This window comes from Hydrophilobacter chitinilyticus (genome assembly GCF_049860745.1).
GTDB lineage: Bacteria > Pseudomonadota > Gammaproteobacteria > Burkholderiales > Burkholderiaceae_C > Rhodoferax_B.
Genome location: NZ_CP187561.1, coordinates 735,358 through 751,444, shown reverse-complemented (window position 1 = coordinate 751,444; position 16,087 = coordinate 735,358). Strand labels below are relative to the sequence as shown.

Annotated in this window: 10 protein-coding genes; 1 reads left to right on the top strand and 9 read right to left on the bottom strand. The window is 61.4% G+C overall.

Annotated features, from left to right (window positions below; all coding sequences use genetic code 11):
- Positions 1 to 46 precede the first annotated feature (46 nt).
- Positions 47 to 1,261, bottom strand: coding sequence for a flagellin N-terminal helical domain-containing protein (locus ACPWMG_RS03575; protein ID WP_483303297.1), 1,215 nt, complete (start codon positions 1,259 to 1,261; stop codon positions 47 to 49).
- Positions 1,262 to 1,626: 365 nt separating this feature from the next.
- On the opposite strand from ACPWMG_RS03575, the gene ACPWMG_RS03570 reads away from it, so the two are divergent.
- Positions 1,627 to 2,853 (top strand): flagellin N-terminal helical domain-containing protein, encoded by a 1,227-nt coding sequence (locus tag ACPWMG_RS03570; RefSeq protein WP_483303296.1) that lies wholly within the window; start codon positions 1,627 to 1,629, stop codon positions 2,851 to 2,853.
- Positions 2,854 to 3,050: 197 nt separating this feature from the next.
- Here ACPWMG_RS03570 and ACPWMG_RS03565 read toward each other — a convergent pair whose 3' ends face one another.
- Genes ACPWMG_RS03565 through ACPWMG_RS03530 form a run of 8 tightly spaced genes read right to left on the bottom strand, consistent with a single transcriptional unit; the run spans position 3,051 to position 16,058 of the window.
- On the bottom strand, positions 3,051 to 3,539 hold the full coding sequence (locus ACPWMG_RS03565) for an acyltransferase (protein ID WP_483303295.1): 489 nt from the start codon (positions 3,537 to 3,539) through the stop codon (positions 3,051 to 3,053).
- On the bottom strand, positions 3,536 to 4,282 hold the full coding sequence (locus ACPWMG_RS03560) for a TylF/MycF/NovP-related O-methyltransferase (RefSeq protein ID WP_483303294.1): 747 nt from the start codon (positions 4,280 to 4,282) through the stop codon (positions 3,536 to 3,538). The genes ACPWMG_RS03565 and ACPWMG_RS03560 overlap by 4 nt, the downstream gene beginning before the upstream one ends.
- 23 nt (positions 4,283 to 4,305) lie before the next feature.
- Positions 4,306 to 5,061, bottom strand: coding sequence for a cephalosporin hydroxylase family protein (locus ACPWMG_RS03555; RefSeq protein WP_483303293.1), 756 nt, complete (start codon positions 5,059 to 5,061; stop codon positions 4,306 to 4,308).
- On the bottom strand, positions 5,058 to 5,891 hold the full coding sequence (locus ACPWMG_RS03550) for an NAD-dependent epimerase/dehydratase family protein (RefSeq protein ID WP_483303292.1): 834 nt from the start codon (positions 5,889 to 5,891) through the stop codon (positions 5,058 to 5,060). The genes ACPWMG_RS03555 and ACPWMG_RS03550 overlap by 4 nt, the downstream gene beginning before the upstream one ends.
- Positions 5,884 to 6,465: a dTDP-4-dehydrorhamnose 3,5-epimerase family protein gene (locus tag ACPWMG_RS03545; protein WP_483303291.1), complete on the bottom strand. Its 582-nt coding sequence runs from the start codon at positions 6,463 to 6,465 to the stop codon at positions 5,884 to 5,886. The genes ACPWMG_RS03550 and ACPWMG_RS03545 overlap by 8 nt, the downstream gene beginning before the upstream one ends.
- A gap of 5 nt (positions 6,466 to 6,470) precedes the next feature.
- The gene (gene rfbG / locus ACPWMG_RS03540; protein WP_483303290.1) at positions 6,471 to 7,556 is read right to left on the bottom strand and encodes a CDP-glucose 4,6-dehydratase; all 1,086 of its coding nucleotides are present in this window, start codon (positions 7,554 to 7,556) and stop codon (positions 6,471 to 6,473) included.
- 4 nt (positions 7,557 to 7,560) lie between these two features.
- Positions 7,561 to 8,331 carry a glucose-1-phosphate cytidylyltransferase gene (rfbF, locus tag ACPWMG_RS03535; RefSeq protein WP_483303289.1) on the bottom strand — a complete coding sequence of 257 codons (771 nt, stop codon included), beginning with the start codon at positions 8,329 to 8,331 and terminating at the stop codon, positions 7,561 to 7,563.
- Complete coding sequence (locus ACPWMG_RS03530; protein WP_483303288.1) at positions 8,328 to 16,058, bottom strand: O-linked N-acetylglucosamine transferase family protein; 7,731 nt, start codon at positions 16,056 to 16,058, stop codon at positions 8,328 to 8,330. Before ACPWMG_RS03530 ends, rfbF begins: the two co-directional genes overlap by 4 nt.
- Positions 16,059 to 16,087: the final 29 nt, after the last annotated feature.

Below are 16,087 nucleotides of genomic sequence, written 5' to 3'. Positions count from 1 at the left end.
GCTACTACCCCCCAGGGGGCGGTAGTGCCTGACAGAAGCCTTACGCTTACTGCAGCAGAGCCAGCACGCCTTGTGGCAGCTTGTTGGCTTGAGCCACCATCGCGGTACCTGCTTGTTGCAGGATCTGAGCACGCGACAGGTTGGCGGTTTCCGAAGCGAAGTCGGCGTCCACGATACGGCCACGGGCGGCAGAGAGGTTTTCCACTTGAATGGAAATCGTGCTCACAGCGGTTTCAAAGCGGCTTTGCAGCGCACCCAGGTTCGCACGGCCAGTGTTCACCTGGTCGATGGCGCTGTCAATCTTCTTCAGGGCAACCCAGGCGTTGGCTTGGGTATCCACCGACAGCGTGTCCAGACCCAAAGAGTCGGTCGTGGTGTCGTTAGCGCTGATGACGGAATCCAGAGCCGCGCCGGCGTAGAAGTTGTCGGCGGTGAAGCCCGAGCCCAAGGTCATCGCGATAGCGTCGCCGTTGGTGTCCAGCTTGGACGACAAGACGTTGACGGTGAAGGTACCGTCGGCTTCGGCCGTCAAGAAGGCGGTCACGCCGGTGTCTGCAGACTTGCTGTTGATGGCTTCCACCATTTGGCCCAGACGTTCCGTACCAGAGCTGGCTGCCTTGACAGGACCCAGATCCCAAGACGTTGTGCCGTCATCGATTTGCAGAGCGCTGCTAGACGTGATTTCGGTCAGATCGGTCACGCTGGACGCTTGCAGACCGGTTTCGTTGTGGTAAGCATAGGCGATGTCGGCCAAGCCCTTGGCGGTCGAGTTAGCCAGTGCGCCGATGGTGATGTTGTCACCAGAGTTCGCACCCACTTGGAAAACAGCGCCAGCGAACGTACCGTCCAGAATCTTGGTGCCGTTGAAGCTGGTGGACTTGGCCACACGGTCGATTTCCGAGGTCAGTTGGGTCACTTCAGACTGCAGGGCCTTGCGGTCAGCAGCGCTGTTGGTCGCGTTGCCGGCTTGCACAGCCAGTTCACGCATACGTTGCAGCATGTCGCCAACCTTGCCCAAAGCGCCTTCAGCGGTTTGCGCCAGCGAAATGCCGTCGTTGGAGTTACGTGCACCCACCGTCAAGCCCTTGACCTGGGTGTTCATGCGTTCGGAAATCGCCAGGCCGGCAGCATCGTCTTTCGCGCTGTTCACACGCAAACCCGAAGACAGACGAGCCATGGACGTGGCCAACGAACTCTGCGACGTCGTCAGGTTACGCTGAGCGGTCAACGAGTTGATGTTGGTATTGATGGTAGAGGCCATTGTGAAACTCCTTGGTGACTAAAAAACCCGGCACAAGCGCCGATCGCAACGCCAGGACCATTCCTGGCAGCTATGACCGGAGCGGCAGTTTGGGCATCCACCAGAAACCATCTATTAAGTGCTTCTGCCTTCTGCTGCTGACCGGACAACGGGCCCCTTATGAACCCATTGCTTAGGTTTTCGGGTCGGCCCAGAAAAACTTAAGCACTCGATTGAAAAAAAGAATAGCCGGTGGTTTGGGCCTCTTATCCGGGAAACGACAGACAACCCAAATCTCATAATTTCTCCATGCCTTTTGGAAGCCAGCACCTGTTGGCGTCGCAATCGGCTAACCGCCGATTCTCAAGTTACATAGGAGTCTCAGAATGGCATCGACCATCAACACGAACATCGTTTCGCTCAACGCCCAACGCAACTTGGGTACATCGCAAGCTTCGCTTGCAACCTCCATGCAAAGACTCTCATCCGGTCTGCGCGTGAACACCGCCAAAGACGATGCAGCCGGGCTGGCCATCTCGGAGCGCATGAACACCCAGGTCAAGGGCTTGACGGTGGGTGCACGTAACTCCAACGACGGCATTTCGCTGGCGCAAACCGCTGAAGGCGCTTTGGGCAAGGTTGGCGACATGCTGCAACGTATGCGTGAACTGGCTGTGCAAGCCGGCAACGCGACCAACAGCGCCGCCGACCGTAGCGCACTGCAAGCTGAAGTAGGCCAGCTGCGCGACGAAATCGACCGCGTGGCCAAGCAAACCACCTTCAACGGCACCAAGATTCTGGACGGCTCGTTCTCCGGCGCAGTGTTCCAAGTGGGTGCTAACTCCGGTGACAACATCACCGTGGGTGCACTGACGGACACCACCGCGTCTGGCCTGTCCCGCATCGCCTACGCTTACGACCACGCTACGGGCCTGCAAGCCTCGACAGTGACCGACCTGACGGCCATCACCTCGACCTCAGCCCTGCAGATCAACGACGGCACCACCACCTGGGACCTGGGGGCGGTGAACGCCGCCAGCTCCGGCACGGAACGTCTGGGTCAAATGGTGGAAGCCATCAACCGCAAGTCGTCCGACACCGGCGTGACAGCTTACCTATCGGCCCAAAGCGATGGCAGCTATACCGTTGACCTGATGTCGTCCAAACTGGACTCCAACGGCGACTCCATCGACATGACGCTGACCGGCTTCACTGCCGACAACTTCTCCTACGCAGCAGGCTTGGTGGGCGCGTCGGGTACCAACGTCGACGCAACCGACACCACCACCAACGCACTGGGGATTGATACCCTGTCGGTGGACACCCAAGCCAACGCCTGGGTGGCCCTGAAGAAGATCGACGCAGCGCTCGACCAGGTGAACTCGGCCCGCGCCGGCCTCGGTGCCCTGCAAAGCCGCTTTGAAAGCTCGGTGGCCAACATCCAGATCCAGGTGGAAAACCTGGCAGCGGCCCGCGGCCGTATCGTGGACGCCGACTTCGCGGTGGAAACCTCCAACCTGGCGCGCACGCAGATCCTGCAACAAGCTGGCACGGCGATGGTGGCCCAAGCCAACAAGCTGCCACAACAAGTGCTGTCGCTGTTGCAACAGTAATCAGGCCCTTGGCCTGCCAAAGCCGCCTGCAGCCGCAGGCGGCTTTTTTGCGTTCTGAGCCCCCTCCCGAATTCCCTGGCGCCCACCCGGCTGTGGCACTCGCTCTATCTATATAGATAGAGGCGCCAAGCAAAAGGGCCCGGTCAGTTAAACCGGGCCCTTTTGTTTGGAGAGCAAAACTATTCAAGTGGTTTGGGCTACTTCCTGTGGCCAATCACTCGTAGCGGCTGCCCAGCATTGACGGAATACGCTGGAATCTCGCCGCGCACCACCGAGCCGGCAGCAATCACACAACCCTGGCGCAGGATGGTGCCGTCGAGCAGCACGCAGTTGGCACCGATCCAGACGTCGTCCTCGATCACAATGCCGCCCTTGCTGGGTAAAAAACCCTGCTCACGGATGGGCCGGTTTTTATCGTGGTACGCGTGATTGACCGGTGCAAAGGTGCAATTGGCAGCAATCGCCACCTGGTTGCCGATCTTCACGCCGTTGCCGGTATAGACCACGCAGCCAGAGTTGATGACGCTCCAGGCACCGATCACCACGTCGCCGCTGCCGCCAGCGGGCTTGAACTTGACGAAGCTGTCCACCACCGAATGCTCGCCCACCTCGATGCGCGTGCCGCGCACCGAGTCTTCGATATCGGCCAGGGGCGATACCTTGGCCGTGGGGTGGATGACGATCATTTAAAAACCATGCCTTGGCCGGTGGGCAGCTCCAGCACGTGGTAACCACGGGCCGCCAACCACGGGTCTTCGGCCAGCTTCTGGGCACGGTAGCCCAGCCAGCCGTAGTCGTCCAGAATCAAGACGCCACCGGGAGACAAGCGGTCGAACAACACTTCCAGCGCGCCGATCTCGGCCGGCGCATTGTTCAGGTCAATGTGCATAAAGGCGACCTTCTCTGGCGCCACTTCATGCATCACGTCCGGCACTTTGCCTTGGGTGACCTTGACGTTGGGCATGTCGGCAAAACGTTGCTTCACGCGGTCGAACAAGGTTTTGCTGTGCTCCGGCATCGAATGATGGATCATCGACGCGTCGTGCTCAAACAGGTCATACAAATAGTAGGTACGGTCGGTTTGCTGCGCAAAGTCGGTGTAATCCGACACGATGCGCGCGGTGCCGCCCTTGTAGCAGGCGCATTCCACAAAGTCACCGGGAATGCCACGCGCAATCACGCTGCGCGCAGCCCAGGCCACCGTGTGGATGCGCCAGACAATAGCTTCTTCCACCGGTGTCTCCATCGCGCCGCGCCAGGCTTTGACGAACTTCTCGTCTTCCAGAAAGCCCAAATTACGGCCGAAGGTGATCAGGTTATCGCCGGTGAAGATGCCATTCTTGTTCTTGATGCTGTCGAGCACGCCTTGTACGTTCTTCACGAAAGGCTCGGAGTCGACACCGAAGAAGACGGAAGAGAGAAAGTTCATCAGGGTGGACCTCAGGTAATGATTTAGCGTACGCGGCGCAAGAAGCCGTCCGGCGCCGAGGTCACGAGCAAGCGGTCTTCCACCGACTTGTCGATCACAAACTCGGGGTGGCTGCGCATCCACTCCCACACCGCTGTCTTGGGGTTGTTGCCCTTGCCCCATGGGCGTTCGGTCCACACGTAGTCGTCTGGCATGTCTTCCACAAATGTGTCGAACACCACGCAGTAGCTGCCCACGCTCACCAGATCGCCGTAGGCTTGCAGTTCGGCCAGCACGTGTTCGTGCGTGTGGTTCGAATCCAGGCACACCAGCACATTCTTCTTGCCCTTGGCGGCTTCGCGCACTTGTGCCACGACGTCGGGCGCCGTGCTGGAGCCTTCGATCAGCTTGATGCGGTGGCCCAGAGGGTGCGCTTCAATTTCCTTGCGGTTGTGCTCGCGGATTTCAATGTCGATGCCCAGCACTTCGCCGGCACCAAGCAGTTCCAGAATCGAGGCCGACAAAATCAGCGAGCCGCCGTGCGCCACGCCGGTCTCGATGATCAGGTCCGGCTTCACCGTCCAGATGATTTCCTGCATGGCCATGGCGTCCATGGGCACCTGGATCAGCGGACGACCCAGCCATGAAAAATTGTTCATGTACTTCCGTTCCAGCGCCATGGCGCGCCACTGGTTGGAGAGTGCACGGAACTCTTCGTCGCTGGCGAAGCCGGCAATGCGCTCCTGCTTTTCTTTTTGATAAGACGGGTGTGCCGTCGGTGTCGTTTCAAGGTAGCTCATGTGCTCTCCAGTCCCTTCTTTTGCCGATAGTTCCGCAGGAATTGCGGAAAATAATTTTCAAACTTTTGCGGTGCAAAGCCAAACGTCTGCGTCGTTTTGGCCATGTCGATCGCCCTGAATTCCCACACCGGTGCCCCCTCGGCCACCGATGTGGAGAAGCCCATCTCTGCTTCCAACGCGGTCAGCACCTGGGCGTTGCTCACGCCTTCGCCGCTGGCCACATTGAAGATGCCCGTGGCGTCAGACAACGCCATGCGCACCAGCAGATCGACCGCGTCGTCGATGTAGAGATAGTCTTTTTTCGATTGCAGCGCCGTGCGCAGGTGAACCCCACCGGTGCGTACGCCTTCTTCGAGCAACTGGTCGATAAAAATGTCCGGGTCGGGCCGCAGCCCGACGATATTGGCCAGGCGTGCCACCTTCATCAAGGCGTGCCCACCGTGCAGGCACAGCGATTCGCCCATCAGCTTGGACAGGTTGTACAAATCGCTGGCGTCGTTCGGGTCAACCTGCAGCCGGGCGGCTTCGTCGGTACGTTCGCTGCCGCTGTAAATGCGGGTGCTGCTCAAGTAGGTGAGCGAGCGGAAGTTGCCTTGGGCGATCAGTTGGCGCAGCACACACACGTGGGCTTCCACCGTTTCCAGTGGGCGCGAGCGGAAGTCTGCGGTCAAGCCGATGGCATAAATCACATCGCCCAAGGGCTTTTGCAACCACGTGGTATCGCCACGCAGTGGCGCCTGGCAGCGAATGCCTTGCGCTTCGATGTGCCGCACCAGGTGGGCCCCAATGAAGCCGCCGGAGCCGAGCACGGTGATCAAGCGCTCAGACATGGGCGATCCCTTGGTAGGTGGTGCGGTCGATCATGGCGCGCTTGGCGTCACGCTCAGAAACTTCGGCAGCCGGCAATGGCCAGGCCACATTGATGGCCGGGTCGAACGGGTGCACACCGTCCTCAGTCGCGCCGCTATAAGGTGCGGTCACAAAGTAGATGGTTTCGGAATCGGCATCCAGCGTTTGAAAACCATGCGCAAAGCCCGGCGGAATCACCAGGCACTGCTGGTTCTCGGCCGATAACTCTGCGCCGTACCACTGCAGATAGGTGGGAGAGTCGCGGCGCAAGTCCACCGCCACGTCAAAGATGCGTCCCACGGGGCAGCTCACAATTTTGGTTTCGTGGTGCGGCGGGTGCTGGAAGTGCAGACCGCGCACCGTGCCCGCCAGGCGCGAATGCGAGTGGTTGATCTGGGCGATCGGCTTTGTGAGGCCAATCGCGGCAAACTCTTCGGCGCAGTAGAGCCGCGCAAAAAAACCGCGTGCATCGCGGATCGGCTTGCGGGCCACGCGCCACACACCGGCCAGCGGTGTCGGGTGAAATTCAAAGCGCGGGGTAAGGATGGGGTCCATCTGCTTCACGCTTCGACCTTCACGTATTGGTGGATCTGCGCACGGGTAAATTCAGCCATGTCCTGGCCGTCGCGCCAGGCGCGGTGCCAATCCACGGTGGCGGCCAAGGCTTGGTCCAGCGACCAGCGTGGACGCCAGCCCAGTTCGGCGCGTGCATGGGTAATGTCCAGGCGTAGTAGGCCCGCTTCGTGCGGATGGTGGCTGCCGTCTGGCATGTTGACGCTGGCACCAGCACCCCACAACGCTGCCATACGTTCGGCCACCGTGCCCACGGTGGCGTCGCCACTGGACTCCGGCCCGAAGTTAAACCCTTTGGCCACGCGCTCGCCGTCTTTGGCCAGCAGCGCCTGCGCCAACGCCATATAGCCAGAGAGCGGCTCCAGCACGTGTTGCCACGGCCGCACCGCGCCCGGAAAGCGCAACTGCACCGGGCGACGCTCGGCAAACGCGGCCAGGCAATCGGGCACAAGGCGCTCGGGCGCCCAGTCACCGCCGCCAATCACATTGCCCGCACGCGCAGTCGCCACATGTGCGGCATGCGAGCCCTGCGCGTGCGGGTTGAAGAAACTGGCGCGGTAGCTGGCGGCCACAATCTCGGCCGCGCCTTTGCTCGCGCTGTAGGGGTCGTGGCCGCCCAACGCATCCGACTCGCGGTAGGGGTAAACCCACTCGCGGTTGTCGTAGACCTTGTCGGTGGTGACTACCACCACGGCTTTGACGCTGTCGACATGGCGCACAGCTTCCAGCAGATGTGCCGTGCCCATCACGTTGGTGGCAAAGGTCGAAAGAGGATCGGCATAACTTGGCCGCACCAAGGCTTGCGCGGCCAGATGAAACACCACCGTGGGCCGCGCCTTCTGCAACGCGGCCTGCAGCGCGGCGCGGTCGGCCAAATCGGCGCGGGTGTCAGATGCCAAGACATCGGCCACACGCGCTTGTGCAAACAGGCTTGGCTCGGTGGCGGGTGGCAAGGCGTAGCCGTGCACACGCGCGCCCCACTCGCTCAGCCACAAGGCCAGCCAACTGCCTTTAAAGCCGGTATGCCCGGTCAAGAAAACCGACGTGTCTTCCCAATCACGCGACTTCAGCATGGGCTCACCAGCACTTCCACGGCGCATGGCCGCTTTGCCAGAGTTCTTCGAGCTGGTTCTTCTCGCGCAGGGTGTCCATGGCCTGCCAGAAGCCTCGGTGCTCGAAAGCCCTCAGCTCGCCGTCGGCGGCGATGCCGGTCAGCGGCTCCACCTCCCAACTGGTGCTGTCGCCCTCAATACGGTCCAGCACCTTGGGTGACAAGATGAAGAAGCCGCCATTGATCCAGCCGCCATCGCCGCGCGGCTTTTCAATAAAGCCCTGCACGGCGTCACCTTCGCGCAGCAACGCACCGTAGCGGCCAGGGGGCATCACGGCGGTCACCGTAGCCTGTTTGCCATGGCTGCGGTGGAAGGCGATCTGCGCGGAGATGTCCACATCGGACAGGCCGTCGCCGTAGGTAAAACAAAAAGCCTCTTCGTCACGCACGTAGTCGGCCACGCGGCGCAGGCGCCCGCCAGTCATGGTGTCGTCACCGGTATCGACCAAGGTGACGCGCCAGGGTTCGGCGTGTTTGTGGTGCACTTCCATGCGGTTGTTGGCCATGTCAAAGGTCACGTCCGACATGTGCAGGAAGTAGTTGGCAAAGTACTCTTTGATGATGTAGCCCTTATAGCCACAGCAGATGACAAACTCGTTCACGCCGTGCGCCGAGTACATCTTCAAAATGTGCCAGAGGATCGGTTTGCCACCGATCTCGATCATCGGCTTGGGACGCAGGTGCGTCTCTTCTGAAATGCGCGTCCCCAGGCCACCGGCCAATATCACTGCTTTCATACGTTCTCACTACACCATTGGATAAACATTTGACGGAAAGCGTCTTCCACGCTGCGCGCAAAGGCTGGCTCGTTCATCAACAGGCTGGCCCGCATCTCCTCACGCAGACCGGCTCGCAGCCGGGCCAAGGCCTGGTGGTCCTGCGCCAGTGCCGCGGCGATATCGATGTACTCGGCCTCCGTGCTGGCAATCCACTCTGGCCGTCCCAGTCCTTGCAGGATCGAGCCCCCCATGCCGCCCACACTCGGCCGCCCGGTCAACGTGACAAAGGGCAAGCCCATGTACAGCGTCTCGAACAGCGTCGTGCCCGAGTTGTGCGGGAAACAATCGAGGCCAATATCGATGCCACGCAATACGTCCCACGGAGGGCTGCTAAAGCCGATGAGCAGGCGCTCGCGCTCCACACCGTGCGCCATGAAACGCTGGGCCAGTTCTTCCTGGGTTTGCGCGTCTTTGTAGCTGCTGCTGTTGATCACCAGGCGCGATCCCGGCACACGCTTGAGCAACTCGCTCCAGACGCGCACCGTGAGGTGGTTGACGCGGATGGCGCGGGTCAACGTGCCGAAGGTGACAAAGCCGTTCTTCGCCGCTGGCAGTTCACCCACCTCACCCATGTGCGGCGCACCTATTGGCCGGTACACCCAGCTCATGGGCAGGCGCCAAGGGGTTTCGGCAAAATAGCTTTCACTGCCCGGCGGTGCACTGGTGACGTCCGTCAGGTAATAGTCAATCGCGCTCAGGCCCGTGGTGTAGCCATAGCCCATCCACGACACCGACACCGGCGCCGGCTTGAGCGCGAAGGTGCCCAGGCGGTTGCCGCCGGTATGGCCAGCCAGATCGACCAGGATGTCGATGCCGTCGGCGCGGATGCGCTCGGCCAATGCCTCATCGCTCATGCCGCGCGTGGGTACCCAATGGTCCACGTAGCTCTTGTAGCGGGCGGTAGCACCATCTTCGCGGCGCAGTTCGGCGTAGGCGTAAACGTGCACCTTCGATTTGTCGAACTCAGCCAGCAACGGTTCCAGGAAGTAGCCGACCGAATGGTTGCGGAAGTCCGGCGACACAAAGCCGACCTTGAGGATGCGGTTGGCATCACGGCTGTTGGTGTGCGGGCGCCATTTCTCGCGCAGCGGCACGGCAAACTTGTCGTCGAACGCGCGGTATTCGGCAAACACCTCGGCGCCCGACTTGTCCGGGTGGTAGTTCAGCACGAACAGCAGATTGCCGTGCGCCGTGACGTCCCGCGGGAGCAACTCCATGCCGCGGCGCATGCTGGCCTCGGCTTCGTGCAGTCGCCCTTGGTTTTGCAGCACGATGCCCAGGTTGCCATGCGCTTGCGCCAATTGCGGGTTGATGACCAAGGCCTTGCGGTAACCCTCTTCGGCCTCAACCAGGCGGCGCATGCCATTCCACACTTCGGCCACGTTGTTCCAGCCCTGAGCCGATTCAGGGTTTCGCTCCAACACCGCCAAGGCGAATTTCTCGGCTTCTTCAAATTGCCCAACCTCCTTCAGCGCCACGCCCAGCTGCATTTGCAGCGGCAGGCTGTCGGGGTCGATCTGCAGGCCACGGCGGATACAGGCCAAGGCTTCGGTGCTGCGCTGCAGGGTGCGCAGTGCCGTACTCAGGTGCACATAGCCAGGAATGAATTCGGGGTCACGCAGCAGCACGCCACGCCACAGCATCTCGCATTCCACCCAGCGCTGCTGCGCTTGCAGCGCGCGGTCCAGGCTGGTGAGCGCCTCGGGAAAGTCCGGCCGCAACGTCAACGCCGTGCGCAGGCTGCGCTCTGCCTCGTGCCACTGCCCCTGGCGTAGCAGGTTCATGCCCAGGTTGTAGTGCGCCGCAGGCGACTCTTTTTGCAGCGCAACCGTGGCACGGAAATGTTTCTCGGCCTCGGCGCTCGCGCCTCGGTGCTGCAGCGTCAGGCCCAGTTGGCTATTGGCCTCGGCAAACTCTGGCACCAGCGACAACGCACGGCGCAGATGGATTTCGGCTTCGGACCACTCGGCAGCCTCAGCGCTTTCCACTCCCAGGTTGTAGGCGTTCTCCGCGCGCTGCACCAATGCCTCCAACGGATCGGGGCTCTCGGTGCACCACTGCGCGAACATCTGCGCATAAGCATGCTCTACGCTGCGCGTGAACCCGGCCTCGTCCATCAAGGGGCTGGCCAACATCACGCCACGCAGTTGCGCACGGATGCGCGCCAGGGTGGGCAGGTCCTGAGCCAACGCTACGACTTTATCTACATATTCCGCCGACGACTGCGCAATCCACTGCTCTTGCCCGCAGGCTTGCAAGATGGCACTGCCCAGGCGCCCCACGCTTGGCCGGTCGGCCAAGGTGACGTAGGGCACGCCCATGTAGAGCGATTCAAATAGCGTGGTGCCCGAGTTGTGCGGGAAACAATCCAGCCCGATGTCGATGCCACGCATTACATCCCACGGCGGGCTGTGATAGCCCACATGCAAGCGCTCTGCGGCTATGCCGGCGGCGGTGAACTTGGCGATCAGCTCCTGCTGCGCGGCGGGATCGGAGAAGCTGCTGCTGTCGACCACCAGGCGCGCCTGCGGCAGGCGCTGCAAAATTGCAACCCAGGCGCTGACGGTGTGGTGGTTGATACGCACATTGCGCGTGAGTGTGCCCAGGGTCACATAACCGTTTTGCAATGCCGGCAACGCGCTCACCTCGCCCATGCCTTCACTTGGGCGATAGGTCCACCCCACCGGCAAGCGCCAAGGCGCTTCGGCAAACAGCGGTTCGCTGCCTTGGGGCACGGTGACCGCGTCGGTCAGGTAGTAGTCGATGGCGCTCAGCCCCGTGGTGTAGCCAAAGCCCAGCCAGGTCAGCGACACCGGCGCCGGCTTGCGCGCAAACACCCCGAGGCGGTTGCCCACGGTGTGGCCGGCCACGTCGACCAGGATGTCGATGCCATCGGCGCGAATGCGTTCTGCCAAGGCCGTATCGGTCATGCCATGCGTGGACACCCAATGGTCTACTACTTGGCGGTAACGCTGGGTGGCATCGTCCTCACGCGCCAGTTCGGCATAGGCTGTGACCTCGACTTTGGTTTTGTCGTGGTGCACCAGCAAGGGCTCCAGGAAGCGGCAGCAGGCGTGGTTGCGGAAATCTGGCGACACATAGCCCACCCGCAGCACACGCCCGGGTGTGCGCGTATTGGTGTGCGCGGCCCATTTGCCACGGAACGGCAAGCTGTAACGCTCGTCGTAAGTGCGGTAGACGTCGAAGATGCGATCGGCGCTCCAATCGGGGTGGTAGTTGGCCGTGAACAGCAAATTGCTGTAAATATCTTTGCTCTTCGGGGACAAGGCCAAGGCTTGTTGGAAGTGCTCGATCGATTCGTCCAGGCGCCCCATCTTCTGGTAGGTGATGGCCAGGTTGTTATGCGCGGCGGCCCCGTCGGGTTGCAGTGCCAGGGCTTTTTTCAACACCGCCTCGGCCTCGGCAAAACGCCCCTGGGCCTGCAGCAGGTGCCCAAGGTTGGCATGCACTTCGGCGTCGTAGGGCAAAAGCTCTGCGGCGTGTGTCTTCACTTGCAAGGCTTCGAGTTGGCGGCCCAGTGGCTGCAGCATCACGCCCAGCGCCTTCCAGGCAAAACCACTGCTTGGGCAGCGTGCGATCAGTTCGCGTGCAAAAGTCTCGCCTTCCGCAAAACGGCGCGCCTGGAAGAGATCGGCCAACTTTTGCTTCTCTTCTAGCGTCGGACCGAAGGCCGTGCTAAGCGCCACCGCAGCTTTGGCACCCGGCGCAGAGGGTATCGGCGGTGCTGAGGTCTTATCGCTCGAAGACGCCGCAGAGTCTTGCTGGCGCTGAGCCCACAAGGCAAACATGTCTTGATAAGCGGCTTCCACACTGCGGGCAAAACCAGCCTCGTTCATCAACGCGCTGGCTTGCATCTGCGGGCGCAGTGCAGCGCGCAATTGCGCCAACGCGGGCAGGTCTTGCGCCAAGGCGACGACCTTGTCGACGTACTCGTCCACGCTGTGCGCGATCCACTCTGGCCGGCCCAAGCCCTGCAAAATCGCGCTGCCAATACGCCCCACGCTTGGCCTCCCAGCCAAGGTGATGAACGGCAGGCCCATGTACAGGCTCTCGTAAAGCGTCGTGCCCGAGTTATGCGGGAAGCAGTCCAACGCGATGTCCATCCCGCTCAGCACATCCCATGGCGGGCTGTGGCAACCCACCTCCATGCGCCCGCGCGCCACGCCCAAGTCTTCCAGGTTGCGCACAACCCCTTCGGCCACACTGGCGTCGGCAAAGTTGCGGCTATCAAGCACCAGGCGCGCCGTGGGCACACGCCGCAAAATCTCAGCCCAGGCCTGCAGCGTCGGCTCATTCAAACGAATGCTGCGCGTGAGCGATCCCAACACCACGTGCCCTCGTTGCAATGCGGGTAAGGGATTGACCTCCCCCATGTCGGCCGACGGACGGAAAACTGCAAACGGTGCACCGGGCAAGCGCCACGGCTTCTCGGAGAACACCGCTTCAGCGTCCATCGGGACACTGGCCTCATCCGTCAGGTAGTAATCAATAGCCTTGAGACCAGTCGTGTAGCCATAGCCCATCCAGCTCACCGACACCGGTGCCGGCTTGCGTGCAAAAACGCTCAACCGGTTGCCCTTGGTGTGCCCCGCCAGATCGACCAGAATGTCGATGCGGTCGTCTCGAATGCGCTGCGCCAGGGCATCGTCACTCAGACCTGCAGTGGGCACCCAATGGTCCACCAGCGCCTGGTAGCGTGCGGTAGCGTCGTCCTCTTGTGTGACTTCTGCATAGGCAAACACTTCCACGACCTGTCGGTCGTGAGCGGCCAGAAGCGGCTCCAGAAAACGTGTGCATGCATGCTGCCGGAAGTCTGGCGAGACATAGCCCACGCGCAAGGTACGGTGCGTCTCACACGAATTGTCATGCGGGCGCCACTGGGCACGGTGCGGTGCACCAAACAGCCGGTCATAGTCGCTGTAGGTCTTGAAAATCTCCTGCGGCGACAAGGTCGGGTGATAGTTCAGCAAAAACAGCAAGTTGTCATACAGATGCTGTGAGTCCAAACCCAATGACAGCGCTCTTTGATAACAGGCCACCGCCGCCACCAGGTCACCCCGGTGCTGCAGCGCGTTGCCCAAATTGTGGTGCGCCACGGCGTAGTCGGGGTGAATCGCCAATGCGGTGTTGTATGCGGCCTGCGCCTCTTCTAGCTGCCCCAAGCGCTGCAAGATGGCGCCGCGGTTGTTGTGCGCTTCGTAGAACTGGGGCCGCAGTTGCAGCGCTTGATCCAACAGTTGCAGCGCCTGCGCGTACTGGCCATTTTTTTCCAGGTTCTGGCTGTTGGTGTAGAGCAATTCGGCTTGCAACGCCAACAGCTCGTCAGTCGTCGAGGCGTCGACCAGAGGCGCAGGCGTGGCTGTGGAGTGTGCCTCTTGCGTAGCAGACCAGCGCGCAAACATTTCAGCGTAGGCGTCCTCCACGCGGTGGGTGAAGCCAACCTCATCCATCAGCGCGCTGGCTTGCATCTCTGCGCGTAGACTGGCTCGGGTTTTGGCCAACTGCGGCAGGTTTTGCGCCAGCTCCAGCACTTTTTCAATGTATTCCGCATCGCTGTGCGCAATCCATTCGGACCGCCCCAGCCCCTGCAAGATGGAACTACCAATGCGCCCGACACTAGGGCGGTCCGCCAAGGTGACGTAGGGCACGCCCATATAAAGGCTCTCGAACAAGGTGGTGCCCGAGTTGTGCGGAAAGCAGTCCAGCGAAATGTCGAGGCTGCGCAAAACATCCCAGGGCGGCGAATGGAAGCCCACCAACAGGCGGTCTGCATCCACACCCAGCGCCACAAAGCGCTCCACCAAGGCACGGCACAACGCCGGATCGGCAAAAGAGGCACTGTCGACCACCAGCCTGGAATTGGGCAGGCGCAAGAGAATCTGCGACCAGACACCGATGCAACGGTCGTTCAGCCGCACACCCCGGGTCAAAGAGCCAAAAGTCACCACGCCAGTCGACAAGGCTGGCAACGCATTGACCTCGCCCATGGCGGCCACCGGCCGGTACGCCGTGAACGGCACACCGGGCAGGCGCCAAGGTTGTTCGGAAAACAAGTGCTCGCAACCGGGCGGCGCACTGGTTTCGTCCGTCAGGAAGTAATCAATGGCCTTCAAGCCGGTGGTATAGCCAAAGCCCATCCAGCTCAGGGACACCGGCGTCGGCTTGCGTGCAAACGCGCCCAAGCGGTTGCTTTTGGTGTGCCCAGCCAGGTCCACAAGAATGTCGATCTCGTCGGCGCGGATGCGCGCGGCCAGGTCATCGTCGCTCATGCCATTGACCGGAACCCAGTGGTCGACGTAGCCCTTGACGCGTTGGCTGGCGTGGTCCTCGTTCGCCACCTCCGCATAGGCAAAGATCTCCAGCTTGCTGTGGTCGTGGTTGGCCAACAAGGGCTCCATGAACATCATGCAAGCATGGTGGCGGAAGTCGGGCGAAACATAGCCCACACGCAAGCGCCGCCCAGCGTGCGGACGGTTTGTAAAAGGCAGCCAGTTCTTGCGCTGTGGCTCGCCAAACGTCCGGTCGTACTGGGCGTACATGGCGTAGACCTCTTCTGCGGAGGCCTCCGCGTCGTAGTTCAAGACAAACAGCAGGTTGTCGAACGCTACCCTGAAATCAGGCTGCACTTCAATCGCCTTGCGCAAAGCGGCCAGCGCCTCGCGGACCAGGCCTTGCGCGGTGTAGATACCGCTGAGGTTGTTGTACACCGCCGACAGCGTTGGGTTCAGCTCCAGCGCCCGCAAAAAATAGTCTCGCGCATCGTTCACGCGGCCAATGGCGTTGAGCGCCAAACCCATGTGGGCCTGCGTCTCGGCATGGTCCGAACGGATGGCGAGGGATTTCTCCAGAACCGTCACCGCGTCGTTCGGCCTTTGCAGCTCGAAGTACGCACGGCCCAGGTTGCTCCAGGCCTCAGCGTCGGTGACGAGCAGCTCTGCGGCACGCTGCTTGGCGCGCAGTGCCTCTTCCTTGCGCTCGGTGGGCTGCAGCATGGTGCCCAAGGCTTTCCAGAGAAAGCCTTCGTTTGGAAACTTCTCCAGCAGCGCCTTGGCGTAGGCCTCTCCTTCTTTGAAGCGGCCGCCGCGAAACATGTCCACCAGAAGATGCTTCTCGGATTGCGGCAACACGTCGGCTGGTGGAAGGTTGAGCTGCTGTTGATGCTGCTGCACTGGCGCTTGGCGCCCGGCGACTTGTTCGGGGGCTGTGACTGGTGCCGACGCCGGACTGCTCAACTCAGGCGGCAAGAGCAACACGTTGACCGCCTCGGCACTGCCGGCCGCATCCAGGCGGTCGCTCAGCACCGCAGCCATCGCCGGCTGCAGGCCATGTGCACGCGCCAGATCTAGTACTTGCCGCGCCAAATCAGGTTGCCCGGAACGAATCAGCGCATCGACATAGCTGAACCAATACTGCGCGTTGCTACTGTTCAGATTGAGTGCATTCTCAAAGTGCGGCAGCGATGCCTGCGGTTGCATCATCTGAATCGCCAGCAGCACACCGAGATTGTGGTGTGCGTCGGCATGCTGGGGGTTGGCGCGCAGAACGGCGGCATACAAACGCTCGGCACCGTCGAAATCCCAGGCCTCGTGCAAAGCCATGGCTTGGGCAAACAGGTCTTCCGTCATAGGTGACGCGCCTTCAATGTGGGCTGTGGCTTCAATCATGTTGGTCCGTCGTTTCAACTCGGGCCGCC

Excerpts from the sequence above, each read along its gene's own strand:
- ACPWMG_RS03530 (WP_483303288.1), bottom strand. The coding sequence starts at position 16,058 with ATGATTGAAGCCACAGCCCACATTGAAGGCGCGTCACCTATGACGGAA.
- ACPWMG_RS03545 (WP_483303291.1), bottom strand. The coding sequence starts at position 6,465 with ATGGACCCCATCCTTACCCCGCGCTTTGAATTTCACCCGACACCGCTG.
- rfbF (WP_483303289.1), bottom strand. The coding sequence starts at position 8,331 with ATGAAAGCAGTGATATTGGCCGGTGGCCTGGGGACGCGCATTTCAGAA.
- ACPWMG_RS03560 (WP_483303294.1), bottom strand. The coding sequence starts at position 4,282 with ATGAACTTTCTCTCTTCCGTCTTCTTCGGTGTCGACTCCGAGCCTTTC.
- ACPWMG_RS03575 (WP_483303297.1), bottom strand. The coding sequence starts at position 1,261 with ATGGCCTCTACCATCAATACCAACATCAACTCGTTGACCGCTCAGCGT.
- ACPWMG_RS03555 (WP_483303293.1), bottom strand. The coding sequence starts at position 5,061 with ATGAGCTACCTTGAAACGACACCGACGGCACACCCGTCTTATCAAAAA.
- ACPWMG_RS03550 (WP_483303292.1), bottom strand. The coding sequence starts at position 5,891 with ATGTCTGAGCGCTTGATCACCGTGCTCGGCTCCGGCGGCTTCATTGGG.
- ACPWMG_RS03570 (WP_483303296.1), top strand. The coding sequence starts at position 1,627 with ATGGCATCGACCATCAACACGAACATCGTTTCGCTCAACGCCCAACGC.
- rfbG (WP_483303290.1), bottom strand. The coding sequence starts at position 7,556 with ATGCTGAAGTCGCGTGATTGGGAAGACACGTCGGTTTTCTTGACCGGG.
- ACPWMG_RS03565 (WP_483303295.1), bottom strand. The coding sequence starts at position 3,539 with ATGATCGTCATCCACCCCACGGCCAAGGTATCGCCCCTGGCCGATATC.